Genomic DNA, 25,257 nt, shown 5'->3' on the forward strand with positions numbered 1-25,257 from the left:
CTCACCGCCACCGGCCTAACCCTCATCACCACCTCCTACTTCCTCTGGCGCACCCGCCCCAGAACCCCCTGACTCCAACCCGCACCACACCACCCCCAAACCCGCACCAACCCACTCACGCCAGCCCCCACGCACCGTATTTACGACCCCCAACGGGAGGGGCCGGGTCTGCGGGGTGGGGGTGTGCCGGACGTAAAGCGAAGCAGTCCGGCACACCCCCACCCCGCAGACCCGGCACCGCGGCCGAAAAGCCCCGCGCAGCGGCAACAAAGCGATGCGCCGCAGGCGCACACGAAAAGCCCCCCACGGCGGGGTAGCCAAAAACGTGGGAAGCCCCCCCGATACGCTCGGGAACGTGCAAAAAAACATCCCAACCCCCGGCTACGCGGACGACGACGGCACCGCCGACCCCGCCCTCACCGCCGCCCTCGCGGCACACACGGCGGACCCGGCCGACCCGGCCACGGAACCCGCGCTGCTCGCCGCCCTGGCCGGCGCCCGCCTACTGGTGCCGGTGGTAGCGGTGCTCGGGGAGGTCGAGGAGGGCCCCGACGGCCTGCGCCGCGAGAAGACCAGCGATATGGCCGTCCCGACCCTGACCGCGCCGGACGGCCGCCGCGCCCTCCCGGCGTTCACGTCCATGGAGACGCTCCACCGCTGGCGCCCGGACGCCCGCCCGGTGGCGGTGCCGCTGCAGCAGGCGCTGCTGGCCGCCGCGCACGAGCAGGCCGACACCGTCGTCATCGACCTGGCCGGTCCGGCCCCGTACCAGCTCACCGGCGCCGCGCTGCGCGCCCTGGCCGAGGGCCGGACGACCGCCGACCCGCTGGCGGACCCGGCCGTCACCGAGGCCCTGCGGTCCCTGCTGGCCGCAGAGCCCGCGGTCGTCGAGGCGCGGCTGACCCCGTCCGCGGAGACCGACGGCACCCTCGCCGTGGGCCTCGCCGCCGGCGCCGCCCCCGCGGAGGCCGCCCAGCGCCTGGCGCAGGCGCTCGCCGCGGACGAGACCCTGCGGGCCCGCCTGGTCCGCGGCCTGGACCTGGCCCTCCTCCGCCCCGGCACCGAGGCCGCCGGCACCCCGCTCTACAGCCGCTGACCCGGGCCCACCCGGCGCGGTCCGCGACCCGTCCGCGTCGGGCCGCCCCCTCCCCGAACGGCCCCCACGCACCGGCCCGCCCCCGGCCAGCGCCCACCGAGCGCGGTACGCCGTACCGGCGCACCGGCGCGCCCCGCCCCCTCTCCTCCAACGGGCGCCCCCGCCCTCCCGGCCGCACAATGCCAGGAGAGCTCAAGATCACGCGAGGAGAGCCCATGGAGACCACGGAGACCCGCACGGTCGTATCCGAATTCCTCGGCACGCTGCTCCTGGTGTTCTTCGCCGTCGGCGCGGCAGTGCTGGCCGGCGAATACATCGGCACCTTCGGCATCGCCCTGGCCTTCGGATTCGTCATGCTGGCACTTGCCTACGCCCTCGGCCCGATCTCGGGCTGCCACATCAACCCCGCGGTGACGCTCGGCATGCTGCTGGCGAAGCGGATCACGCCCCGTACGGCCGTCGAGTACTGGGTCGCGCAGATCCTCGGCGGCATCGTCGGCGCCGCGCTGCTCTTCCTGGTCGCCAAGCAGGTACCGGGCCTCCAGACCCACGCGGCCTTCGGGACGAACGGCTGGGGGGACCGCTCGGCGATCCACATCAACCTCGGCGGCGCGTTCGTGGCCGAGATCGTGATGACCTTCCTGTTCGTCTTCGTCGTCCTCGGCGTCACGCACAAGGTGGCGGTGGTCGGCTTCGGCGGCCTGGCGATCGGTCTGGCCCTGGGCACCGTCCACCTCATCGGCATCCCGGTGGACGGCACCTCGGTGAACCCGGCGCGGAGCCTGGGCCCGGCGATCTTCGCGGGCGGCGCGGCGATCACCCAGGTGTGGCTGTTCATCGTCGCGCCGCTGATCGGCGGGGCGCTGGCGGCCCTCGTCCACCAGGTCACCCACCCGCCGCAGGAACCGGTCATCGTCGCCGACCGCGCCGCCCCCGTGGGCCCGGCCCGCCCCGACGAACCGGCCTCCGGCGACCGCGTCTGACCCGCGCCCGCCCCCACACACACGAACGAGCCCCGGCCGGAGGATCCTCTCCGGCCGGGGCTCGCCACGGAATACGGGGGCCGTGCCCCCGGGCGGGTCAGCCGTAAACCGGCCCGGTGAACTTCTCGCCGGGCCCCTGGCCGGGCTCGTCCGGGACGACCGACGCCTCGCGGAAGGCGAGCTGGAGCGACTTCAGGCCGTCCCGCAGCGGCGCCGCGTGGTACGAGCCGATCTCGGTGGCGCTGGCGGTGACCAGGCCGGCGAGCGCGTGGATCAGCTTGCGGGCCTCGTCCAGGTCCTTGTGGTCCTCGCCGCCCTCGGCCAGGCCGAGGTTGACCGCCGCCGAGCTCATCAGGTGCACCGCGACCGTCGTGATCACCTCGACCGCCGGCACGTCCGCGATGTCCCGGGTCATGGTCTCGAAGTCGGGCGCCGCGCCGGCGCTCTCCGCGGCGGCCGGCTGCTGGGGGGTCTGCTCACTCATGGGGTGGGGCTTCACTTCCTGCTGGAGGGGTCGCCCCCAGCCTAGGGCCCCGGCGGGACGGGGCTGCGCGCGGGAGCGCCCCGCGCCTGGGGGCCGCCCCCGCGCGTACCCCACCGCCGACCCGCACACCAGTGGGACCGCCCCCTTGACTCGTGTATTCTGGAACAGCGACCGGCCGGACACGTAGGTGACCGGCCCACAAGTGGAGGCTCCGATCTCCCACCCGACCGATCCAAGGATTGGCGGGTCAACGGTCCGGCTGCGCCCCGCGGAGACTTCGCGGCGGTGCTCCAGATCCTTGTTGGAGCCCCGCCTGTGTCACCGTCCGGGGCATTTTTCGTGTGCCGGCGCGGTTGGTCACACCGAACAGACGTTACGCGGCAGTCCGCCAGGCCGTCGCGTGGTGCTACCGAGGAGGATCCATCAGCGCCGAGCCCCGCATCAACGACCGGATTCGCGTCCCCGAGGTGCGACTCGTCGGTCCCAGTGGCGAGCAGGTCGGCATTGTGCCGCTTGCCAAGGCCCTGGAGCTTGCGCAGGAGTACGACCTCGACCTCGTCGAGGTGGCGGCGAACGCCCGTCCGCCGGTCTGCAAGCTCATGGACTACGGAAAGTTCAAGTACGAGTCGGCCATGAAGGCCCGTGAAGCGCGCAAGAACCAGGCGCACACGGTCATCAAGGAGATGAAGCTCCGGCCGAAGATCGACCCGCACGACTACGACACCAAGAAGGGTCACGTCGTCCGGTTCCTCAAGCAGGGTGACAAGGTCAAGATCACGATCATGTTCCGCGGTCGTGAGCAGTCCCGGCCCGAGCTGGGCTTCCGACTGCTCCAGCGGCTCGCGGAGGACGTCCAGGACCTCGGGTTCATCGAGTCGAACCCGAAGCAGGACGGCCGGAACATGATCATGGTCCTCGGTCCGCACAAGAAGAAGACCGAGGCGATGGCCGAGGCCCGTGAGGCGCAGGCCGCCCGCAAGGCGGAGCGCCAGGGCGGGACTCCCGCGGAGCCCGCCGAGGAGCGCGCCGAGGCGTGACCTCAAGGGGTGAGCTGCCCCGGACCCGGATTCAGGCCGGGGCACCCGCCACGGAAAACCGATACATCTGACGCTCCCGCACACCGGCCCCCGGGCCGGCGGGAGCGCCACTGACGAGGAGAGAACGGCGCATGCCGAAGAACAAGACGCACAGCGGTGCCAGCAAGCGCTTCAAGGTCACTGGCTCCGGCAAGGTGCTGCGCGAGCGCGCAGGCAAGCGCCACCTGCTCGAGCACAAGTCGTCCCGCGTGACGCGTCGCCTCACCGGCAACGCCGAGATGGCCCCGGGCGACACCGCGAAGATCAAGAAGCTTCTCGGCAAGTGAGCCGGGGCGCTCCGCCGCACGGGCGGGGCGCGCCGACCGGACCGGGACCATACGCTGATTCGGGCCGTGTGAGGAACGACCACGGCCCCGCTACAAGGAGTTAACAAGTGGCACGCGTCAAGCGGGCAGTCAACGCTCAGAAGAAGCGCCGGGCGATCCTGGAGCAGGCCAGCGGCTACCGCGGCCAGCGCTCGCGCCTGTACCGCAAGGCGAAGGAGCAGGTCACCCACTCCCTCGTCTACAACTACAACGACCGCAAGAAGCGCAAGGGCGACTTCCGGCAGCTGTGGATCCAGCGCATCAACGCCGCTGCCCGCGCCAACGGCATGACGTACAACCGCTTCATCCAGGGTCTGAAGGCCGCCAACGTCGAGGTGGACCGCAAGATCCTCGCCGACCTGGCCGTGACCGACGCCGGTGCGTTCGCCGCCCTGGTCGAGGTCGCGCAGAAGGCGCTGCCGAGCGACGTCAACGCTCCGAAGGCCGCTGCCTGAATCCCGGCCGCAGAGCGCTGTGACGCCGTGACGGCGTCGTGATGACGGACCCGCGGGCCCCGGCCTGCGGGTCCGCCGCGTTTCCGCACCCGCCGCCGGGCCCGTACCGGGTCCCCGTACCGAACGAAAGAAGCGAGCCGCCGCCCATGGGCACCCCCGAGCTGATCTCCCCGCGTTCCCCGCGTGTCGCCGCCGCCCGGCGGCTGGCCCGCCGCCACTTCCGGGGCAAGGAACGCCGGTTCATCGCCGAGGGCCCGCAGGCCGTCCGCGAGGCCGTCGCGCACCGCGCCGGCGGCGAGGCGACCCTGGTCGAGGTGTTCGCCACCGAGGAGGCCGCCGAGCGGCACGCGGAGATCATCGCGGCGGCGCTGGCCGCCGGGGTGCGGGTGCATCACGCCGACGACCGGACCGTCGCGGAGATCTCGCAGACGGTCACCCCGCAGGGCCTGGTGGGCGTCTGCCGCTTCCTGGACTCGCCGTTCGAGGAGATCCTCGCCGCCCGGCCGCGGCTGGTCGCGGTGCTGGCCAACGTCCGCGACCCCGGGAACGCCGGGACGGTGCTGCGCTGCGCGGACGCCGCGGGCGCCGACGCGGTGGTGCTGACCGACGCCTCGGTGGACCTCTACAACCCCAAGTCGGTGCGGGCGTCGGTGGGTTCGCTGTTCCACCTGCCGGTCGCGGTGGGCGTCCCGGTCGAGCAGGTGGTGTCCGGGCTGCGGGGCGCCGGGGTGCGGGTGCTGGCCGCGGACGGGGCCGGCGACCGGGACCTGGACGCCGAGCTGGACGCCGGCGCCATGGGCGGCCCGACCGCCTGGGTCTTCGGCAACGAGGCGTGGGGGCTGCCGGAGGAGACCCGGGCGCTGGCCGACGCGGTGGTGCGGGTGCCGATCCACGGCCGGGCCGAGAGCCTGAATCTGGCCACCGCCGCCGCGGTCTGCCTCTACGCCTCCGCGCGCGCCCAGCGCACCGCCGGCGGCTGCCGGGCCGCGTCACCCTCCGGAGGGGCGTAGCGCGATCCCGCCGGGCGGCCGCGGCCGAGCTAGTAGGCTTGCGAGCTCCGGTCCGGAAGGGGGTAACACGGCGATGACGGCGGAGACTTCGGCCATCGCGGCGGCCGCCGGAAGCGGTCCGCCGGAGGCGTCCGGATGCGGTCCCGGGCTGGCCCCCGACGACCTCCCGGACGGGCTGGTGGTGGCCGACGAGCACGGCCGGGTGGTCTGCTTCAACGCCGCGGCCGCCCGGATCACCGGCATCGCGCCGGGCGACGCGCTGGGCCGCCCGGTCGGGGACGCGCTGCCGCTCCAGGACCTCGAGGGGCGCCGCTGGTGGCAGCTGACCGACCCGTACGGGGGACTGGCCATCCGGCGCGGGCAGCCGGAGCGGAATCTGCTGCTGGGCGGCCGCGAGGTGCTGGTCTCGGCCCGCTACGTGCGTGCCGCGCCGACCGGCCCGGTGCGGCGGCTGGTGATCGCGCTGCGCGGCACCGAGGCCCGGCGGCGCACCGAGCTGAGCCACGCCGAGCTGATCGCCACCGTCGCGCACGAGCTGCGCTCGCCGCTGACCTCCGTCAAGGGTTTCACCGCCACCCTCCTGCGGAAGTGGGAGCGGTTCACCGACGACCAGAAGCGGCTGATGCTGGAGACGGTGGACGCGGACGCCAACCGCGTCACCCGGCTGATCGCCGAGCTGCTGGACATTTCCCGGATCGACTCCGGGCGGCTGGAGGTCCGCCGGCAGCGGGTCGACATGGTCGCCGCGGTGCGCCGGCACGTCCAGGCGCAGACCACCGCCGGCCAGCGGCCGGACCGCTTCCTGATCCGGATGCGGGAGCCGCTGCCCGATCTGTGGGCGGACCCGGACAAAGTGGACCAGGTGCTGGGGAACCTCCTGGAAAACGCGGTGCGCCACGGCGCCGGAACGGTCACCATCGAGGTGGGACCGGCCGATGGCACCAGTGGGGGAGAGGGGACGAGCGTCACCGTGAGCGACGAGGGCCCGGGCATCCCCGAGGAGTCGATGAGCCGCGTGTTCACCCGCTTCTGGCGGGGCAGCAAACGCGGCGGCACGGGGCTCGGCCTCTATATCGTCAAGGGCATCGTCGAGGCCCACGGCGGCACCATCACGGTCGGCCGGGCCCCGGCCGGCGGCGCCCAGTTCCGCTTCAGCCTGCCCGTCGCGGCCCCGGCCTTTCTCGGCTGACGGGCCCCGGCGGGCGCCCCGGCACCCGGGGGCGGGCCGCCCGCCCCTTAGACTTGACCTTTGGCACCTTTGGCGCACAGGCATCGCGGACACGCGGGCGCAGAGCCGAGGCGAAGCGAGCCGCGCCAAGCCACACCACCGGAAGCACGGGAAGAGATGTCCGCACCCAATAAGTCGTACGACCCTGTCGAGGTCGAAGCCCTGAAACCGGAAGAGATCGCCCGACGGGTCGATGAGGCGCTGGCCGCCATCGCGGCCGCGGGTGACCTTGACGAGCTCGCCCGGGCGAAGGTCGCGCACACCGGTGGCACCTCGCCGCTGGCGCTGGCCAACCGCGAGATCGGCGCCCTCCCCCCGGCCGCCAAGGCGGACGCCGGCAAGCGCGTCGGCCAGGCCCGGGGCCGGGTCAGCCAGGCGCTCAAGGCCCGCCAGGAGGAGCTGGAGGCGGAGCGCGACGCGCGCGTGCTGGTCGAGGAGGCGGTGGACGTCACGCTGCCCTACGACCGGATCCCGGCCGGCGCCCGGCACCCGCTGACCACCTTCATGGAGCGGGTCGCCGACGTCTTCGTGGCGATGGGCTACGAGGTCGCCGAGGGCCCCGAGGTCGAGGCCGAGTGGTTCAACTTCGACGCGCTGAACTTCGTCCCGGACCACCCGGCGCGCCAGATGCAGGACACCTTCTTCGTGAAGGCCAACGGCGCGCAGGGCGACGAGTCGGGCGTGGTGCTGCGCACCCACACCTCGCCGGTGCAGGCCCGTACGCTGGTCGACCGCGAGCCGCCGGTCTACGTCGTCTGCCCGGGGCGGGTCTACCGCACCGACGAGCTGGACGCCACGCACTCCCCGGTCTTCCACCAGATCGAGCTGCTGGCCGTGGACGAGGGCCTGACCATGGCGGACCTCAAGGGCACGCTGGACCACATGGTCCAGGCGCTCTTCGGCCCGGACATGAAGACCCGGCTGCGGCCCAACTACTTCCCGTTCACCGAGCCGTCCGCCGAGATGGACATGGTCTGCTACGTCTGCCGTGGCGCGTCCGTGGGCAACCCCGACCGGCCCTGCCGCACCTGCTCCAGCGAGGGCTGGATCGAGCTGGGCGGCTGCGGGATGGTCAACCCCAAGGTCCTGATCGCCTGCGGTGTGGACCCGGAGAAGTACAGCGGCTTCGCCTTCGGGTTCGGAATCGACCGGATGCTGATGTTCCGGCACAACGTGGAAGACATGCGCGACATGTTCGAGGGCGACGTCCGGTTCACCCGGCCGTTCGGGATGGAGATCTGATGCGGGTCCCGCTTTCTTGGCTGCGGGAGTACGTCGACCTGCCGGCGACCACCACCGGCCGCGACGTCCAGGAGAAGCTCATCGCGGTCGGCCTGGAGGTCGAGACCGTCGAGCGGCTCGGCGCGGACCTGACCGGCCCGCTCGTGGTCGGCCAGGTGCTGACCATCGAGGAGCTGGAGGGCTTCAAGAAGCCGATCCGCTTCTGCACGGTCGACGTCGGCCAGGCCAACGGCACCGGTGAGCCGCAGGAGATCGTCTGCGGCGCGCGGAACTTCTCCGTCGGCGACAAGGTCGTCGTGGTGCTGCCGGGCGCGGTGCTGCCCGGCGACTTCAAGATCGCCGCCCGCAAGACCTACGGCAAGAAGTCGCACGGCATGATCTGCTCCGGCGACGAGCTGGGCATGGGCGACGACGGTTCGGGCGGCATCATCGTGCTGCCGCCGGAGACCGAGACCGGCATCGACGCGATCGAGCTGCTTCAGCTGCGCGACGAGGTGCTGGACATCGCCGTCACCCCGGACCGCGGCTACTGCCTGTCGATGCGCGGGGTGGCCCGGGAGACCGCGACCGCGTTCGGGCTGCCGCTGCGCGACCCGGCGCTGCTGGACGTCCCGCCGCCGAACGCCGGCGGCTACCCGGTCCAGGTCGCCGACCCGATCGGCTGCGACCGCTTCACCGCCCGGACGGTCAGCGGGCTCTCCCCGGAGGCCCGTACGCCGATCTGGATGCAGCGGCGGCTGCAGAAGGCCGGGATGCGCCCGGTCTCGCTGGCGGTGGACGTCACCAACTACGTGATGCTGGAGCTGGGCCAGCCGCTGCACGCCTACGACCGGGCGACCGTCGAGGGCCCGATCGGCGTGCGCCGCGCCACCCCCGGCGAGGAGCTGGTCACGCTGGACGGCACCAAGCGGGTGCTGGACGGCGAGGACCTGGTCATCACCGACAACCGCGGCCCGATCGGCCTGGCGGGTGTGATGGGCGGCGCGAACACCGAGATCGCCGCGCCGGTCGCCGACCCGGAGACCGGCCGGCTCCAGGGCACCACCGACGTGGTGATCGAGGCGGCCCACTTCGACGCGATCACCATCGCCCGCACGGCCCGCCGCCACAAGCTGTCGTCCGAGGCCGCCAAGCGCTTCGAGCGCGGGGTGGACCCGGAGGCGGCGTCCGCGGCGGCCCAGCGCACGGTGGACCTGCTGGTCCTGCTGGCCGGCGGCACCGCCGAGGACGGCGTCACCGAGATCGTCTCGCCGCGCGGTCCGCGCACGATCACGATCCCGGCGGACCACCCGGACAAGGTCGCCGGTGTCACCTACGGGCGGGAGTCCGTCGTCCGCCGCCTCCAGCAGGTCGGCTGCGACGTCTACGGCCAGGACGAGCTGGTGGTCACGGTGCCGTCCTGGCGCCCGGACCTCAGCGACCCCAACGACCTCGCCGAGGAGGTCATCCGGCTGGAGGGCTACGAGAACCTCCCCTCCACGCTGCCGCTGCCGCCGGCCGGCCGCGGCCTGACGGAGCGTCAGCGGCTGTACCGCCGGGTCGGCCGGGCGCTGGCCGGCGCCGGCTACGTCGAGGCGCTGAACTACCCGTTCACCGGCTCGCACGTGCTCGACCAGCTCGGCATCGAGCCGGACGACCCGCGCCGGGACGCGGTGACGCTGGTCAACCCGCTCTCCGACGAGGAGCCCGACCTCCGCACCACGCTGATCCCCGGGCTGCTGGCCGCGCTGCGCCGCAACTACGGGCGCGGCGGCCACGACCTGGCGCTCTTCGAGACCGGCCCGGTCTTCCGCGCCACCGGCCAGGAGCAGCCGGCCCGCCGGCTGGTGGTCGACCGCCGGCCCACCGACGACGAGATCGCGTCGCTGGACGCCTCGCTGCCGCAGCAGCCGCGCCGGGCCGCCGTGGTGCTGGCCGGCGCCCGTGAGCAGGCCGGCTGGTGGGGTCCCGGCTACCCGTCCGGCTGGGCGGACGCCATCGAGGCGGGCCGCACGGTCGCCCGGGAGGCGGGTGTCGAGCTGATCGTCCGCCAGGACCAGCACGCGCCCTGGCACCCCGGCCGCTGCGCGGCGCTGCTCGCGGTCGCCGACGGCGAGGAGATCCTCGTCGGCAACGCCGGTGAGCTGCACCCGCGGGTCGTCAAGGCGCTCGGTCTGCCGGAGCGCACCAGCGCGATGGAGATCGACCTGGACCGGCTGGAGCAGGCCCGGGCCGGTGCGCTGAAGGCCCCGCGGATCTCCACGTTCCCGGTCGCCACGCAGGACGTCGCGCTGATCGTGGACGCGTCGGTGGCGGCGGCGGACGTCGAGGCCGCGCTCCGCGAGGGCGCGGGCGAACTCCTCGAATCGCTGCGGCTGTTCGACGTCTTCACCGGCGAGCAGGTGGGCGAGGGCAAGAAGTCGCTGGCCTACGCGCTGCGCTTCCGGGCGGACGACCGGACGCTGACCGCCGACGAGGCGAGCGCCGCCCGGGACGCGGCGGTCGCGGTGGCCGTCGAGCGGGTGGGCGCGGTGCTGCGCGGCTGACGCCCGCCCCGTGCGCGTACGGGCCCCTGTCCACGGTGGTGGACGGGGGCCCGTCCCGTTCCCCGGGGAGCGCGGGCGGCCGTCCGCTTCACACCCCGTGTGAACTCCCCCTGATTACGCTGGACTTACGGAGTCCGTACGTCCCCGGGGGCGAGGCATGGAACCCAACACGCTGCTCGACGCGATCCTGGACGAGGCCGGTATCTCGCACGCCGGGCTCGCGGCGCGGATCAACCAGCTCGGGCGGCGGCGCGGGCTCGCGCTGCGGTACGAGCACACCGCCGTGGCGCGCTGGCTCAAGGGGCAGCGGCCGCGCGGCCAGGTCCCGGACCTGATCTGCGAGATCCTCGGCGAGCGGCTGCGCCGCCCGGTGGGCCTGGACGACATCGGGCTCAGCGGCCCGGGGGCGCGCCGGGCCCAGGGGACCCCGCTGTCGGGGTTCGTGGAGCGGGCCACCGCGCTGTGGCGGTCCGACGAGCAGCAGCGGCCGCACGTGGTCGCGGCGCCCGCGCTCACCGGGACCTCGGCGATCATCCCCGTATGGGAGTGGGAGAACCCACCGGAGGACTTCGACGTCTCGCGCCACGGGCTGACCCGGGTCGGCAAGGCCGACATCGAGATGCTCCGGGCGGCGCGGACCCACTACGAGCAGATGTACCGGAAGGCGGGTGGTATCGCTACCAGAGCACGCATCGTCGGATTCCTCAACACCGAGGCGGCGCCGCTGCTGCGGGGCAGCTACAGCGACGCGACGGGGCGTCAGCTGCACCGGGCGACCGGTGGGCTGGTGGCCGTCGCGGGCATCTGCGCGTACGACTCGGACGCTCTCGGACTGGCCCAGCGCTACTTCCATCAGGCGCTGCGGCTGGCGAAGGCCAGCGGGGACCGCGGCCTCGGCGCGTATGTCATCGCGCTGCTGGTCAACCAGTCCCTCTTCGTACGGGAATACCGCCAGGCGGTCGCCTTCGCGGAGGCGGCCCTGCGCGCCGCGGGCGGACAGCTCACCCCGGCGCTGTCGGCCGACCTCTACGCGATGCAGGCCAAGGCGTACGCGCGGCTGGGCGACGGGTCCAGCGCGCTGGGCTGCATCCGGCGGGCCGAGGCCGCGGCGGACCGGATCCGGCCGGGCCTGGAGCCCGCCGAGACCGGCTACGTCCAGCCGGGCCTGGTGAACGTACAAGTGGCGGAGGCGCTGCTCAGCCTCGGGGACCTGCGGGCCGCCCGGGAGCAGGCGGACGCCGCCGTGGACACCCCCGCACATGACCGCGGCCGGGTTCACCGGCTGGCCATGCTCACCCATATCGAGCTGCGCCAAGGGGACGCGGACCGGGCCGTGGCCAACGCCGCGCAGATGACGGAGCGGGCTCGGGGCATGGAGTCGCAACGCCTGCGGGACCGGCTGCGGGCGGTGCGCGAGCATCTGGCTGCGACCGGGAGCTCCGCGACGGACGAGGCTGCCGATCTCATCGACGAGGTGCTGCGCGTTCCGCTGTGACCGGGCTCGTGTCACCTTGCCGGCCCCCAAGCGGAAGGTGGCAGTACCGTGCGTTGGAACAACCTCGGCGAACAGCCGGTCTACGCGAATCCCTGGTTCCGGGTCAATCTGGCCGATGTGGAGCTGCCCGACGGGCGCCATCTGGATCACTTCCTGATCCGGATGCGGCCGGTCGCGGTGGCCACCGCGGTCAACGAGGCCAATGAGGTGCTGCTGCTGTGGCGGCACCGCTTCATCACCGACAGCTGGGGCTGGGAGCTGGCCGCCGGCGTGGTGGAGGACGGGGAGGACCCGGCCGCCGCGGCCGCGCGGGAGATGGAGGAGGAGACCGGGTGGCGGCCCGGGCCCCTCCAGCACCTCCTCACGGTGGAGCCGTCCAACGGCCTCACCGACGCGCGGCACCACATCTACTGGTCCGATCGCGCCGAGTACCTCGGCGTCCCGGAGGACGACTTCGAGTCGGACCGGCGGGAGTGGGTGGACCTCAAGCTCGTGCCCGACATGCTGATGCGGGGGGAGGTGCCGGCCGCGAACATGGCCGCGGCGCTGCTGCTGCTGCACCACCTCCGGCTCGGCTGAGGCCCGCCGGGCTTCTGGGGACGCCCCCTAGCGCCCGGACGCCTGCCAGAGCGCGGCCGCCAGCGCGCCGAGGGCGGTGAGCGCGGCGAGCGACGGCAGCGGCCAGCGGCGGCTCTCCAAGCGCGTGACGCGGACCTGGAGTTCGTCCGCGTCACGCGTGGTCCGCTCGCACCGCTGGGCGTGCAGGGCGAGCCGGCCGTCGACCTCGGCGGTGCGTACGTCGAGTAGGCGGCGCAGCTCCGCTAAGTCGGCGGCGATCAGATCGGGGTCCCGGTGGGCGGTCACGTTCCGCTCTCCTCTTTCCTTCTCCTGGGACGGTCGGGTGGTTACCGGAACCAGTCAACTGCGCTGGGCGGGACGGCGGGAGCGTGTGCGGAGGGGAGATACGGGTCACCGTTTCACACCCCGTGCGAAGTGACGCCGGGTGACCGGTTCGCACGGGGTGCGAACCGGGCGCACCGAGTTGGCGCATTCACACACTGTTATCGGCGGCGGGAAAGGAGTTGACTCTTTACCGACGGGGGCCGCGGCCGGCGGTCGGGCGCCCGCCGGCCCGTTCCGCCCGCCGGACTTTCCCCCGAGCGGCGGGCGGACGGCCCCCGTTCCCCGTCACCGGTCGCCGCCGGGGCATTCGAAGACCCCGGTGGTGCGGCGCGGGCTGTCCCAGGTGATCACCGAGCCGCCGGTGGCGGGCAGGGCGCGGATGTAGGTGCCCGCGTAGCCCTCGTCGGTCAGGAAGACGCCCCAGGTGGCGTACCAGTCGCCGATCTCGCCGGTGTCCGGGTCGCAGACCGGCTCGGGGAGCGGCGCGGCCCGGCGCTGCACCACGAAACCGCCGCCGGCCGCGTCCCGCAGCGCGCGGGCCCACTCCCGGTCGGTGGCCTCCCAGCCGGCGGTGATGCCCTCGCCGCGCAGCGCGCCGTGCGGTTTGAGGATCAGCTCGGCGCGGTGCGCGCGGCAGTAGTCGGCCAGGGCCGTCCGGTCGCCGTCCACCTCGGCGTACCGCTCGGCGGTGTCCCGGGTCCACGGCAGCAGTTCGTCGACGAGCGCCCGTTCGGCGCCGGTCAGGGCCTCCCGCAGCCGGGGCGCGGAGAGCACCGCCAGCACCGCCTTGCTGTCGTACAGGCCGCTGGTCAGCGGCGTGACCAGCGCGGTGCGGCCGTCCTCGTGGGCGCGCAGCACCGGCTCGATCAGCTCCTCGCCGGCCGGGTGCGCGGCGAGCTGATCCAGCGTCACATAGCGCAGCAGCACGTCGACGGGCGCGGTGCCGAGGTGGATCTTGCCGCGCCGGACGGTCAGCTGCCCCAGTTCGGCCAGGCGCAGATCGACGCCCCGGGCCCGCAGGCTCTCCTGCAACGGCCGGATGTACGTGCCGTACCGCGCGAGCCGGCCGTCCGTCTCCAGCAGCGCGACGACCGGGGCGCCGGCGGGGGAGACGGTGGCGGCGGCCCGGGTCAGCATCCGGGCCACCGCGCCGCCGGTGTCCACATGGCTCAGCCCGTGCGCGCGGGCGAACTCCGCGAAGCCCTCGTCCGCCAGCAGCGCCCGGGCCACCTCGCCGGGCCGCTCCACGCCGCCCAGTTCGCTGCCGGCGTTGTACTCCAGCAGCTTCCAGCCGTCCGCGGTCCGGTGCAGGTCGGCGCGGCCGTACAGCGGTCCGGGGGAGCCCTGGGCGCGGCGCAGGATCCGGGCGTACCGCGGCGGCAGGCCGAGCGCCGCGCAGTATCCGGCCAGGTCGCCCGCGCACAGCCGCTCCGGCAGCGACGCGAGCAGGGTGTGGAAGGCGGTGAGCCGCCCGGCCAGCCGCCGGCTCTCGTCCCGGCCGGTGAACAGCGGGCGGGCGAGCAGCCCGTCGCCGTACGCGGCGGCGAAGTGCGGCGGGAGGCGCAGCCGGCGGGTGGCGGTGCGCAGGCCCGCCGGGCCCTGGCGCCGGCAGGCGTCGAGGTAGGCGGCGGTGACGCGTTCGGGGCCGCCGGTCATGCGGTGGCGGGGTGTTCGTAGAGGGTGGGGACCTTGCCGCGGGCGGTGCGCGCGAAACGCGCCGGATCGACCCGTTCCACGGTGAAGCCGGCGCAGCGCGGGCCGGTGACGACGGCGTGGATCTCCAGGCCGCCGGCGAGCGCCGCGGCCACCGCCTCGGGTGTGGCCGCGGACGGCGCGGACGGCGACAGCAGCAGCCGGACGCGGTAGCGGTTGCCCTCCCAGCGCACCTGCAGCTGGCAGGCGGCCGGGTCGGTGACGCCCACCTCGGCCAGCCGGCCCATCAGGTGGTCGGTGGAGAACGTCTCGGAGTCCACGGTGAGCGACTGCGCGGCCCGGCCGAGCAGGGTGAGGACCCGGGCCCGGCTGCCGCAGGCGCACGGCCGGTCCGAGAGCCGCCCGCGGTCGCCGATGCGGTAGCGGAACAGCGCCATACCGGTGTCGCTGAGCGGCGTGACCAGCACCTCGCCGGCCTCCCCGGCCGGCAGCGGCGCCCCGGTCTCCTCGTCCACCACCTCCACCACCACGGCGTCCTCGTGGACGTGGTGCGCGGTGCCGGTCTGATACGCGCACTGGTAGCCGATGCAGCCGGTCTCGGTGGTGGAGTAGGCCAGCGAACGGATCTCCAGGCCGGGCAGGGCGGCGGTGACCGCCTTCTCGCGTTCGGCGCCCAGGCCCTCGCCGATGTACAGGAACGTGCGGAGCGCGGTGAGCCGTTCGGGCGCCGCGCCGGTCAGCACGTCCACGCCGAAGCCGGGCGCGGCGATCAGGGTGTCCACCGCGTGCTCGGCGATCACCTCGGCGGTGTGCCCGACGCCCATGGTGCTGCCGAGCGGGAAGGTGCGCGCCGCGCAGAGCCGGATGACCTCCTGGGCGAAGAGGAACGCGCCGTTCAGCTCGGCCGCGAACAGGCAGTTGGCGACCCGGCGCGGCGGGCGGCGCGCCCCGGCCCGTACGCCGCGGGCGCCGAGCGCGGAGATCTGCGCGTTGAACTCCCAGGAGTGGTACATCATCTTGGGCGTCCGGGAGGTGCCGCTGGAGCGGATCGCCATCCCGGGACCGTCGCCGCCGAGCAGGAACTCCGCCGAGTGCGGCGGCCGGCCCGCGGCCAGTTCCGCGGAGGTCAGCGGCGGCAGCGCGGTGAGCCCTTCCAGGTCCCGTACGTCCGCGAGCTGCGGCCAGCGGCGGAGCACGGCGGGGGTGGCCCGGGCCGCGTCCAGCATCCGGGCGGCGTTGCGGTGCCGCAGCCGCTCGATCTCCTCGCGGCTCAGCACGTCCAGGTCGTCGGCGAGCCGGATGGCGCTGCGGGTGTTCATCGGGGACCTCCGTGGGGTGAGCCGGCGCCGGGCCGGCCGGATGGGGGCGGGGCGGCGGCCACCGCGTCGCCGGGCGCGTCCATCGCGCGCCAGACGCGGAAGACGAACGGGCAGGCGGACAGGGCCAGGCACACCCCGCCGAGCGCCCAGGTCGCGCCGGCCGGTCCGACGGCGTCGAGGAGCGCGCCGGCGAACAGCAGGCCCAGCGGCATCGCCGCGTTGGCCGAGGCGCTGAACGCGGCGAAGACCCGGCCGCGCAGCGCCTCGGGGACCCGGGCGTACTTCACCGCCGCGATCACCGGGTTCACCGGACCGTTGGCGATCATGAAGAGGGCGGTCAGCGAGACGAGCAGCACGGGGTGCGGGTCGAGGGCGATGACCGCGAAGACCGGGGCGCCGGAGAGCAGGAAGCAGAGCGCGAAGGTGCGCCAGCGGTGCCCGCCGCGGCTGCGCCAGCCGTACAGCACGGTGCCCAGGAGGCTGCCGCCGCTGGCCGTGGCGATCAGCACGCCGACCAGTGTGCTGTTGTGCCACACCGACACCCCGAACGCCGGCAGCAGGACCGACAGCAGGCCGCTGAGCAGGGCGTTGCTGGCGGCGCAGGCGGCGCCGAGGGCCAGCAGCAGCCGGTCCCGGCGGAACTGCGCGCCGGTTTCGGCCAGTTCGCGCAGATAGCCGCGCACCCCCGCGCCGCCGGACGCGCCGGAGCCGGGCCGGGCGCCGGCCACCAGCAGGCCGACCAGCAGCGCCGAGGCGACCAGCGCGGCCCCGTCCGCGAGCAGCACCCAGGTCGGCCCCACCAGCGCGATCAGCATCCCGCCGACCGGCGCGCCGAGCAGCTCCCCGGCGCGCAGCGCGGTCTCCTCGGCGCTGGTGGCGCGCTCGACCCGGGCCCCGGTCGCGGCGATCACCGCGGGCAGCAGCACCTGCTTGGCGCTGCGGGCCGGCGCCCGGCTCGCCCCGACCACGAAGACCAGCACCACCAGCAGCGGCAGCGTCAGCACCCCGAGGGCGTCCGCCAGCGGCACCGCCAGCACCGCCAGGCAGGTGGCCAGATCGGCCAGCACACTGGCGCGCCGCGCCCCGTACCGGTCCACCAGCGGGCCCGCGCACAGCAGCGACAGCACCAGCCCGATCGTCTCGGCGGCCGCGACCGCCCCGGTCTGCGTCCCGCTGCCGGTCCTGACCAGGACGAACCAGGGCACGGCGAGCAGTGTCATGGTGGCGCCGAGCGAGGACGCGCCGCTCGCGGCGACCAGCGCGGCCAGCGGCATGTTGCGGAACACCGAATTCCCCCTGGAACTACCCCCGCCGGACCCGCCGGGCGGCGGCGCGTGGACTGCTAGCCTCGGACTGTTTCTCGCGCGATCACCGGAACCCGTCACCGTGGAGCCGCCGCATCATGGACCGGATCACCACCGAACGGCTCGTGCTGCGGCCGTTCACCCCCCAGGACCTCGACGACCTCCACGACCTGCACCGCCGCCCCGACGTGACGCGCTATCTGCTGTGGGACGCGCGCACCCGGGACGAGACGGCCGCCGCGCTCGCCACCCGCTGCCGGGAGACCCGCCTCGCCGCCGAGGGCGACAACCTCGCCATCGCGGTGCAGCTGCGCGCGACCGGGGGGCTCATCGGCGAGTTCAACCTCCACTGGCTGAGCGCCGAACTGGGCCGCGCGGAGATCGGGTTCGTCCAGCATCCCGATCACGCCGGCCGCGGCTACGCCACCGAGGCCGGCCGGCAGGTGCTGCGGCTGGCGTTCGAGACCCACGGCTTCCACCGGGTCATCGGGATGTGCAACGGCAGCAACACCTCCTCGATGCGGCTGATGGAACGGCTCGGCATGCGCCGCGAGGCGTACTTCGTCCAGGGCGAGATGCTCAAGGGCGAACGGGCCGATCTGGCCGTCTACGCGCTGCTCGCCGAGGAGTGGCGGGGCGCCCGGCCGCAGGTGCCGGCGCCCGGCCTGCCCACCGCGCGCGGCTGAGCCCTCGCGCACCGGGCCTTCGCGCACCGGGCCGCCGCGCACCGCTCCCGTGCGCACCCGGTGCCCGACGGCGCTCAGCCGGCGTCCAGGGTCCAGGCGACCGCGTCGGTGTCGCAGTCGCGCAGATACCGGTCCAGCTCCGCGTACTTCTCGCGCAGCCGCCGCTTGAGGACCTTGCCGGTCACGCCCTGCGGGAAGTCCTCGCCGCCGCGCGCGAGTTCGAGGGCCGCCAGCTCCTGGTGGCCGGCCTCGCGCAGCACCTTGTTGGCCGAGGCGAGCAGCGTCTCCGGGCGGGGCCGGGCGGTCCCGCCGGTGGTGACGACGGCCACCAGGACGGTCCGGCCGCCGGTGCCGCCGCCGACCACCGCGCAGTCCGCGAGCGCCGGCACCTCGCTCAGCAGGAACTCCTCCATGTGCACCGAGTGCGCGATGCCCTCGGCGGTCTCCACCGCGTCCACCGCCCGGTCCAGCTGGTAGAAGTCGCCGGCCTCGTCCTGGTAGGCGAGGTCGCCGGAGAGCCAGTAGCCGGCGAGCCGGCTGCGGTAGGTGGTGTCGGAGTCGTTCCAGTAACCGGCCGTCACGGTCGGGCCCTTGACGCCCAGCAGCCCCACCTCGCCGGTGTCCGCCCGGGTGCCGTCCCGGCGCAGCACCACCACCTCCGACAGCGCGTCCGGGCGGCCGATGCAGCGGTCGTTGCGCCGCGAGCCGAGCGAACGGGGGTGCACCATCACACCCCAGCCCAGCTCGGTGGCGCCGAACCGGTCGTAGAAGACCGCGGACGGCAGGTCCGGGGCGCGGCGGCCCAGGATCGCCTTCAGATGCGCCTCGTGGATCGCGTCGCCCATCGTCACCCAGCTGTCCACCGAGTCCAGCGCGCCGTCCGGGGCGTCCAGCTCGGCGAGTTCGGCGAAGGCGTGCGCGAAGGCCATCACGGACGTGGGGCGGTGCTCCTGGACGGCGGCGAGGAGTTCCGGGCCGCTGGGGTCGTACAGGGCCACCATCGGCGTGCCGGCCAGCAGCGCGTACTGGGCGTAGACCACCGAGCCCAGGTGCGACTGGGGCTGCGCGGCCATCATCAGCTCGTGCGGCGCGTCGGTGGCGTGGGTGAGCCGGAAGCGCGGCCCGGCGACGCTGGAGGCGTGGGTCTGCACCACCGGCTTGGGGACGCCGGTCGTGCCGGAGGAGTGCAGGATCGAGACCGGGTCGTCCGGCGCGTGCCGGAACCGCAGCCGGCCGGGCAGCTCCGCGGCCTCCGGCGCCGGTACGTCCTCGGCCAGCTCCGTCCAGCGCGGGCCCGGCAGCCGGGCCAGGTCCCCGCCCAGGGCCGCGAGCCGGTCCCGGGTGGTGTACAGGCCGACCGGCTCGGTGCGGCGGATCAGCTCCAGGGCCGTCTCACGCGGCGCCTTGCTGTTGATCAGCACCGCGATCGCGCCGAGCCGCGCCAGCGCGTGCAGATGCACCGAGTAGGCGAACGAGTCGGGGAGCTGGACCGCCACCCGGTCCCGGGGCCGCACCCCCTGGTCCGCGTACCACACCGCCCAGCTCTGCACCAGCCGGTCGAGGTCCAGCAGGCTGAACTCGCCGCGCAGACCGCCCCCGCACACCGGCAGCGGCCGGGGGCAGGCGAGGAACGGCGCGTCGGGGGCCGGGCTGTGGGCCAGCGCCGACTCCAGCACGGTGCCGCCGCCCAGGCCGGGGTCGGCGGCCAGCCGGGCCCGCAGGCCGGCCGGCAGGAGGGTGCGCGCGGACAAGGTCATGTAAGTGCCCTTCCGTGGTCGGTCCGGCCCCGACCGTAGGCGGCGCGGCCGGTGGCGCACCACGTCTTCCTTGCGGCGGCGGGCGGCGGTTGTTGCGCCGGGCGGCGTTTCTTGCCCGGCCGCCCGCCGCGGGCCCCGGGCCGCCGGGCCGGCAGGTAGACCTGGGACGGCCTTGACGACCGACGACGAGGAGTCACCCGGTGGCGACGACGGAGCCGAACCGTTCCGAACCCGAACAGCAACTCGCCGCGCTGCGGGCCGAGTTGGACGCGCTCGACGAGCAGCTGCTCGATGTGGTGCGGCGGCGCGTCGAGGTGTGCGTGCGGATCGCGCACCACAAGTCCGCGCACGGCGTGCCGATGATGCAGCCGCACCGCATCGGCGTCGTCCACGAACGCGCCGCGCGCTACGGCGAACGCCACGGGGTCGACCGGGAGTTCCTGCGCCGGCTCTACGACCTGATCATCGAGGAGACCTGCCGGGTCGAGGACCTCGTCATGGGCAACACACCCGCCCACTAGGTCCCGCCCGGACACCCACGGATTTCCGGCGGTTTCTGGAGGATTGCCCTGCCATGCGGACCCTGCTCATAGACAACTACGACTCGTTCACCTACAACCTCTTCCAGCTGCTCGGCGAGGTGACCGGTCGCGCGCCCGTGGTGGTCAGGAACGACGCCGGACTGCCGGACCGGCTGGCCGAACGCTTCGACGGCATCGTCGTCTCGCCCGGACCCGGCACCCCGGCCCGCGCCCGCGACTTCGGCATCAGCGCCCGCGCCATCCAGGACAGCGGGCTGCCGGTCCTCGGGGTGTGCCTGGGGCACCAGGGGATCGCCCAGCTCTTCGGCGGGACGGTCGGCCCGGCGCCCGAACCGGTGCACGGCCGCGCCTCCCTGGTGCACCACACCGGCGAGGACCTCTTCGACGGGCTGCCCTCGCCGTTCTCCGCGGTGCGCTACCACTCGCTGGTCGTCACCGAGCTGCCCGCCGCCCTGGAGCGCACCGCCTGGACGGCGGACGGGCTGCTGATGGGCCACCGGCACCGGGAGGCGCCGCTGTGGGGCGTGCAGTTCCACCCCGAGTCCATCGCCAGCGAGCACGGCCGGCGGCTGCTGGGCAACTTCCGCGATCTCGCGGTCGGCGCACCCGCCGCCGGGGCCCCGCCCGCCCCCGCGCTGTCCGCAAGCGCGCCGCGTGCCTCCCGTGCGGCCACCCCGGCCGAGGAACCACCCCTCCACCTGCACGTCCGCGCCCTCCCGTTCGAGCCGGACGCCGAGGCCGCCCACCGGGAGCTGTTCGCCGCCTCCGCCCGCTCGTTCTGGCTGGACAGCAGCGAGACCGGGACCCGGCGCGCGCGGTTCTCCGTCCTCGGCGACGGCGGCGGCCCGCTCGCGGAGTACGTCCGCTACGACGTCGCCACCACCACGGTCACCGTCGAGCACGCCGACGGCACCGTGCGGCGGATCCGGCGGGACTTCTTCGGCTACCTCGCCGACCAGCTCGCCCGGCGCGCCCTGCCCGTGCCCGACGGCCTGCCGTGCGAGTTCAACCTCGGCTACGTCGGCTACCTCGGCTACGAACTCAAGGCCGAGACCACCGGGTCCGCCGCCCACCGGGCCGAAACCCCCGACGCCGCCCTGCTCTTCGCCGACCGGGCCCTGGTCATCGACCACGCCGAGGGCCGCTGCCACCTGCTGGCGCTGAGCCCCGCCGGCGACCCCGCCGCCGCGCTGGACTGGCTGGAGACCACCGAGCGCCGGCTGCGCACCCTGCCCGGCCCGGCCGCCGCCGGCCCCGGAGCCGCCGTGCTCACCGGCCCCGCCGCCACCGACCTGCGGCGGCTGGCGACCGCGCACCCGCGGCACGACCGCGGCGCCTACCTCAAGCGCATCGCCGAATGCCTGGACGAGATCCGGGCCGGCGAGTCGTACGAGATCTGCCTGACCAACGCCGTCACGGTCGACGAGGAGATCGACCCGCCGGCCACCTACCGCCGGCTGCGCCGGATCAGCCCGGTGCCGTTCGGCGCCTGCCTGGACTTCGGCGGCGTCGCGGTGCTCAGCGCCTCCCCGGAGCGCTTCCTGAGCGTCAGCGCGGCCGGCACCGTGGAGTCCAAGCCCATCAAGGGCACCCGGCCGCGCGGCCGCACGCCGCAGGAGGACGAGCGGTTGCGGCGGGACCTGGCGGCCAGCGAGAAGGACCGCGCCGAGAACCTCATGATCGTGGACCTGGTGCGCAACGACCTCAACGTGGTCTGCGAGATCGGCTCGGTGCACGTCCCGGTCCTCTTCGACGTCGAGACCTACCCGCCGGTGCACCAGCTCGTCTCCACCGTCCGCGGCACCCTGCGCCCCGGCGAGACCGCGGTCAGCTGCGTCCGCGCGGCCTTCCCGGGCGGCTCGATGACCGGCGCGCCCAAGGTCCGCACCATGGAGATCATCGACCGGCTGGAGGAGGGGCCGCGCGGCGTCTACTCCGGCGCGCTCGGGTGGTTCGCGCTCTCCGGTGCCGCGGACCTGAGCATCGTCATCCGGACCCTGGTCGCCGCCGGCGGCCGGACCGGCCTCGGGGTCGGCGGCGCGATCGTGGCGCTCTCCGACCCGGACGAGGAGTACGAGGAGACCGTGGTCAAGTCGCGGGCCCCGCTGACCGCCGTGCTGGCGGCCCGGCGGCCCGCCGGTGAGGGAGGATCGTGAGCACGACCGAAGTCCGGCTGCTGAAGCGGTGCGTGGTGATCGGCGGCGCGGGAGCCGTGGGCGGGATGTTCGCCCGGCTCCTGGCGTCCTCCGGCGCGCACGTCACCGTGGCCGACCCCGCGGGCGATGGGATCACCGACGACGCCACCGCCCCCGGGCCCGCCCTGATCGCGGAACTGTCCCGCGCCGACCTGGTGCTGGTGGCACTGCCCGAACGCGCGGCGCTCGCCGCCCTGCCCCGCCTCACCCCGCATCTGCGCCCCGGCACCCTGGTCGCCGACACCCTCTCCGTCAAACGCCAGGTGACCGCCGCGCTGCGGGCCACCGCCGGCATCGAGGCGGTGAGCCTCAACCCGATGTTCGCGCCCTCGCTCGGCCTGCCCGGCAACCCGGTCGCCGCGGTCGTCGTCCACGGCGGCCCGGCGGCCTCGGAACTGCTGGACCTGCTGGCGGGGTGGGGCGGCCGGCCCGTCCCGGTCGGCGCCGAGGAGCACGACCGGCTCACCGCCGCCGCCCAGGTCATCACCCACGCCACCGTCCTCGGCTTCGGCCTCGCCCTCGGCGAACTCGACGTCAGCGCACGGGAGCTGGCGGACCTCGCGCCGCCGCCGCACACCACCCTGCTGGCGCTGCTGGCCCGTATCGCGTCCGGCTCCCCGGAGGTGTACTGGGACGTGCAGGCCGCCCACCCGCACGGCGCCGGCGCCCGCGCCGCGCTGGCCACCGGCCTGCGGCGGCTCGCGGACCTCGTGGACCGCGGCGACGAGGCCGGCTTCGAAGCGGCCCTCGACGGCATCCGGACCGCCCTGGGCGACCAGCTCGCCCCGCACGCCGACCTGTGCGCCGACCTCTTCGCCCACCTGCCCACCCGCTCCCGAAACGAGGCGACATGACCGAGCCCGCCACCCCCGCCCGCCCGGCCAACTGGGTCGACTCCCGGATCAGCCGGACCTCCGACGCCCTGGACCGCGCCTTCGAGGAGCGGCTGACCGGCCACGTCGTCACCGCCCACCGCGGCAAGCGGGTCACCCTGGAGGACGGGAGCGAGGCGCTGGAGTTCGTCTCCTGCTCGTACCTCGGCCTGGAGGAGCACCCGGCGCTGATCGCCGCCGCCGAGGAGGCGCTGCGCCGCTTCGGCGTCCACCTTTCCACCTCCCGCAACCGCATGCGCCCGCACTACCTCGGCGAACTGGAGGAGCTCCTCGCCGCCGTCTACCACGGCAACCGCGCGGTCGCGTTCACCTCCGTGGGCGCCGTCCACCTCGGCCTGCTGCCGCTGCTCGGCGCCGGCGCGCTGCCCAGCTACCCGATCGCGCCGGCCGGCGCGGTCTTCCTCCTGGACCGCACCGCGCACTCCTCGATGCAGGTGCTGCGCGGCGTCCTCGGCCAGATCGGCCCGACCCGCCGGTTCGACGTGGAGACCCCCGGCTCCCTGGAGGAGGCCCTGCGCGAGACCACCCGGGACGGCCGCACGCCCGTCGTCCTGATCGACGGCGTCGGCTCGATGGGCGGCCTGGTCGACGTGGAAGGCGTACGGGCCGCGCTGGAGCCGTACGGCGGGCACCTCTACATCGACGACGCGCACGGCATCTCGCTGGCCGGCCGGCACGGCGCCGGCTACGCCTACGAGGCCCTGGGCGGGCAGCTGCCGCCGCATGTGGTGATCGCCGGGTCGCTGTCCAAGGCGTTCGGCGGCTCCGGCGGCTTCGCGCTGGTGCCCGCCGAGGCGGACGTCCGGGTGCTGCGGAAGTTCGCCAACCCCCTGGTCTTCGGCCACTCCCTGATGGTGCCGCTGCTCGCCGCCAACGTGGCCTCCGCGCGGCTGCACCTGGACGGCGAGGTCGCCGCGCTCCAGGAGAAGCTGTGGGCCAACGCGGACGCCTTCGACGCCCTCACCGGCGGGCGACTGGTCAACGCCGGCCTGCGCTCGCCGGTGCGCGGCGCCGCCTTCGCCACCGAGGAGGAGGCGTTCCGCACCGCCGCCGCGCTGAAGGAGGCCGGGGTGCTGATCCTGCCCGCCTTCTTCCCCACCGTCGCCAAGGGCACCGGCCTGGTCCGCTTCGCGCTCTCCGCGCTCCACGAGCCCGGCCACCTGGAGACCGCGGCCAAGGTCCTGGAAGGGACGGCGCGCGGATGACCGCCCGCGACCGCACCCCCGCCGCCGTCCTCGCGGCCGCCGTCCGCACGCTCACCGACGCCGGGATGTGGGCCCCGCGCGAGGACGCCGAGAAGCTCCTCGCGCACGCCGTACGCGACCGGGCCGGCACCCCGCGGGCGGACGAACTCCCGCTCAGCGACAAGGAGTTGGCCGTCCTGGACGACCTGCTGGCCCGCCGCGCGGCGCGCGAACCGGTCGAATACCTCACCGGCCGCGCGGTCCTCGGCGGCGTCGAGGTCGCCGTCGGCCCCGGCGTCTTCATCCCCCGCAAGCACACCGAGCCGCTGCTCGCCTGGGGCCTTCGGGTGCTGCGGGACGTGGACCGGCCGCTGGCCGTCGACCTGTGCACCGGGTCGGCGGCGATCGCCCTCGCCGTCGCGCACGCCCGGCCCGAGGCCACCGTGCACGCCGTGGAACTCGACCCGACCGCGCTGACCTGGGCCCGCCGCAACGCCGCCCGCCGCGCCGAACTGGGCGACACCCCCCTCCACCTGCACGCCGCCGACGTCACCGACCCGGCGCTGCTGCGCGGTCTCGACGGCACGGTGGACCTGCTGCTGGCCAACCCGCCGTTCGTCGTGGAGGGCCGGGAGCTGCCCCCCGAGTGGCAGCGGCACCAGCCCTGGCCCGCGCTGTTCTCCGGGACGGACGGGCTGGTGGTGATCCGCGCCGTGGTCGCGGCCGCCGCCCGGCTGCTGCGCCCCGGCGGCGGCGTCGCCATCGAGCACGACGACGACCAGGCCGAACCCGTGATGGCGCTGCTGCGCGAGCAGGGCGTCTTCACCGGCATCGAGTTCGGCCGGGACCACTGGGGCTCGCCCCGCTACACCACCGCCCGCAGAACGTGACGAGGAGCGCG

General features: G+C 74.6%; 23 protein-coding genes. 17 read left to right on the forward strand and 6 right to left on the reverse strand.

The features are described 5' to 3' along the window. Positions 1 to 355: 355 nt before the first annotated feature. Together ADL22_RS27445 and ADL22_RS27450 are read left to right on the forward strand one after the other, a co-directional pair. Positions 356 to 1,096, forward strand: coding sequence for an SseB family protein (locus tag ADL22_RS27445; protein ID WP_066985445.1), 741 nt, complete (start codon positions 356 to 358; stop codon positions 1,094 to 1,096). Between the two features lie 215 nt (positions 1,097 to 1,311). After that, on the forward strand, positions 1,312 to 2,079 hold the full coding sequence (locus tag ADL22_RS27450; protein WP_066985448.1) for an MIP family channel protein: 768 nt from the start codon (positions 1,312 to 1,314) through the stop codon (positions 2,077 to 2,079). Positions 2,080 to 2,176: 97 nt separating this feature from the next. Here ADL22_RS27450 and ADL22_RS27455 read toward each other — a convergent pair whose 3' ends face one another. Continuing rightward, positions 2,177 to 2,563 (reverse strand): DUF1844 domain-containing protein, encoded by a 387-nt coding sequence (locus ADL22_RS27455; protein WP_066985451.1) that lies wholly within the window; start codon positions 2,561 to 2,563, stop codon positions 2,177 to 2,179. A 353-nt stretch (positions 2,564 to 2,916) separates the two neighbouring features. Here ADL22_RS27455 and infC point away from each other — a divergent pair, with 353 nt between their 5' ends. The 9 genes from infC (at position 2,917) to ADL22_RS27500 (ending at position 12,499) form a co-directional block, all read left to right on the forward strand. Continuing rightward, entirely contained in the window at positions 2,917 to 3,600 is a 684-nt protein-coding gene (gene infC, locus ADL22_RS27460) for a translation initiation factor IF-3 (protein ID WP_079064493.1), read from the forward strand. Between the two features lie 131 nt (positions 3,601 to 3,731). Next, positions 3,732 to 3,926 carry a 50S ribosomal protein L35 gene (gene rpmI, locus ADL22_RS27465; protein WP_046726698.1) on the forward strand — a complete coding sequence of 65 codons (195 nt, stop codon included), beginning with the start codon at positions 3,732 to 3,734 and terminating at the stop codon, positions 3,924 to 3,926. A gap of 107 nt (positions 3,927 to 4,033) precedes the next feature. Continuing rightward, on the forward strand, positions 4,034 to 4,420 hold the full coding sequence (rplT, locus tag ADL22_RS27470) for a 50S ribosomal protein L20 (RefSeq protein ID WP_066985456.1): 387 nt from the start codon (positions 4,034 to 4,036) through the stop codon (positions 4,418 to 4,420). Between the two features lie 146 nt (positions 4,421 to 4,566). Then, positions 4,567 to 5,430, forward strand: a complete 864-nt coding sequence (locus ADL22_RS27475) for a TrmH family RNA methyltransferase (RefSeq protein ID WP_066985458.1) — start codon at positions 4,567 to 4,569, stop codon at positions 5,428 to 5,430. Positions 5,431 to 5,503: 73 nt separating this feature from the next. Continuing rightward, a complete protein-coding gene (locus tag ADL22_RS27480; protein WP_107116416.1) occupies positions 5,504 to 6,619 on the forward strand; it encodes a sensor histidine kinase in 1,116 nt (371 codons plus the stop codon). A gap of 156 nt (positions 6,620 to 6,775) precedes the next feature. Further along, complete coding sequence (pheS, locus tag ADL22_RS27485) at positions 6,776 to 7,900, forward strand: phenylalanine--tRNA ligase subunit alpha (RefSeq protein ID WP_066985460.1); 1,125 nt, start codon at positions 6,776 to 6,778, stop codon at positions 7,898 to 7,900. Then, positions 7,900 to 10,425, forward strand: coding sequence for a phenylalanine--tRNA ligase subunit beta (gene pheT, locus ADL22_RS27490; protein WP_066985463.1), 2,526 nt, complete (start codon positions 7,900 to 7,902; stop codon positions 10,423 to 10,425). The genes pheS and pheT overlap by 1 nt, the downstream gene beginning before the upstream one ends. Before the next feature lie 157 nt (positions 10,426 to 10,582). Further along, complete coding sequence (locus ADL22_RS27495; protein WP_066985466.1) at positions 10,583 to 11,920, forward strand: transcriptional regulator; 1,338 nt, start codon at positions 10,583 to 10,585, stop codon at positions 11,918 to 11,920. Between the two features lie 48 nt (positions 11,921 to 11,968). Further along, on the forward strand, positions 11,969 to 12,499 hold the full coding sequence (locus tag ADL22_RS27500) for an NUDIX domain-containing protein (protein ID WP_066985470.1): 531 nt from the start codon (positions 11,969 to 11,971) through the stop codon (positions 12,497 to 12,499). Positions 12,500 to 12,526: 27 nt separating this feature from the next. Here the strand turns inward: ADL22_RS27500 and ADL22_RS27505 are convergent, their stop codons facing one another. The 4 genes from ADL22_RS27505 to ADL22_RS27520 form a co-directional block, all read right to left on the reverse strand. Then, positions 12,527 to 12,784: a hypothetical protein gene (locus ADL22_RS27505; protein WP_066985473.1), complete on the reverse strand. Its 258-nt coding sequence runs from the start codon at positions 12,782 to 12,784 to the stop codon at positions 12,527 to 12,529. Positions 12,785 to 13,108: 324 nt separating this feature from the next. Further along, on the reverse strand, positions 13,109 to 14,479 hold the full coding sequence (locus ADL22_RS27510) for a circularly permuted type 2 ATP-grasp protein (protein ID WP_079064489.1): 1,371 nt from the start codon (positions 14,477 to 14,479) through the stop codon (positions 13,109 to 13,111). Further along, entirely contained in the window at positions 14,476 to 15,795 is a 1,320-nt protein-coding gene (locus ADL22_RS27515) for an AMP-binding protein (protein ID WP_066985476.1), read from the reverse strand. The genes ADL22_RS27510 and ADL22_RS27515 overlap by 4 nt, the downstream gene beginning before the upstream one ends. After that, a complete protein-coding gene (locus tag ADL22_RS27520) occupies positions 15,792 to 17,081 on the reverse strand; it encodes an MFS transporter (RefSeq protein ID WP_199836390.1) in 1,290 nt (429 codons plus the stop codon). The genes ADL22_RS27515 and ADL22_RS27520 overlap by 4 nt, the downstream gene beginning before the upstream one ends. Before the next feature lie 116 nt (positions 17,082 to 17,197). Here ADL22_RS27520 and ADL22_RS27525 point away from each other — a divergent pair, with 116 nt between their 5' ends. Next, a complete protein-coding gene (locus ADL22_RS27525) occupies positions 17,198 to 17,785 on the forward strand; it encodes a GNAT family N-acetyltransferase (RefSeq protein WP_066985479.1) in 588 nt (195 codons plus the stop codon). Positions 17,786 to 17,859: 74 nt separating this feature from the next. Here the strand turns inward: ADL22_RS27525 and ADL22_RS27530 are convergent, their stop codons facing one another. Then, entirely contained in the window at positions 17,860 to 19,542 is a 1,683-nt protein-coding gene (locus tag ADL22_RS27530) for a class I adenylate-forming enzyme family protein (protein ID WP_066985482.1), read from the reverse strand. A 200-nt stretch (positions 19,543 to 19,742) separates the two neighbouring features. On the opposite strand from ADL22_RS27530, the gene ADL22_RS27535 reads away from it, so the two are divergent. Genes ADL22_RS27535 through ADL22_RS27555 form a run of 5 tightly spaced genes read left to right on the forward strand, consistent with a single transcriptional unit; the run spans position 19,743 to position 25,246 of the window. After that, positions 19,743 to 20,063, forward strand: coding sequence for a chorismate mutase family protein (locus ADL22_RS27535; protein ID WP_066985485.1), 321 nt, complete (start codon positions 19,743 to 19,745; stop codon positions 20,061 to 20,063). A 53-nt stretch (positions 20,064 to 20,116) separates the two neighbouring features. After that, the gene (gene pabB / locus ADL22_RS27540) at positions 20,117 to 22,240 is read left to right on the forward strand and encodes an aminodeoxychorismate synthase component I (protein ID WP_066985487.1); all 2,124 of its coding nucleotides are present in this window, start codon (positions 20,117 to 20,119) and stop codon (positions 22,238 to 22,240) included. Then, a complete protein-coding gene (locus tag ADL22_RS27545; protein ID WP_066985490.1) occupies positions 22,237 to 23,133 on the forward strand; it encodes a prephenate dehydrogenase/arogenate dehydrogenase family protein in 897 nt (298 codons plus the stop codon). The genes pabB and ADL22_RS27545 overlap by 4 nt, the downstream gene beginning before the upstream one ends. Then, on the forward strand, positions 23,130 to 24,377 hold the full coding sequence (locus ADL22_RS27550) for an aminotransferase class I/II-fold pyridoxal phosphate-dependent enzyme (protein ID WP_066985493.1): 1,248 nt from the start codon (positions 23,130 to 23,132) through the stop codon (positions 24,375 to 24,377). The genes ADL22_RS27545 and ADL22_RS27550 overlap by 4 nt, the downstream gene beginning before the upstream one ends. Continuing rightward, a complete protein-coding gene (locus tag ADL22_RS27555) occupies positions 24,374 to 25,246 on the forward strand; it encodes a N5-glutamine methyltransferase family protein (protein ID WP_066985496.1) in 873 nt (290 codons plus the stop codon). The genes ADL22_RS27550 and ADL22_RS27555 overlap by 4 nt, the downstream gene beginning before the upstream one ends. Positions 25,247 to 25,257: the final 11 nt, after the last annotated feature.

This window comes from Streptomyces sp. NRRL F-4489 (assembly GCF_001509485.1).
In the GTDB taxonomy this organism is placed as follows: domain Bacteria; phylum Actinomycetota; class Actinomycetes; order Streptomycetales; family Streptomycetaceae; genus Streptomyces.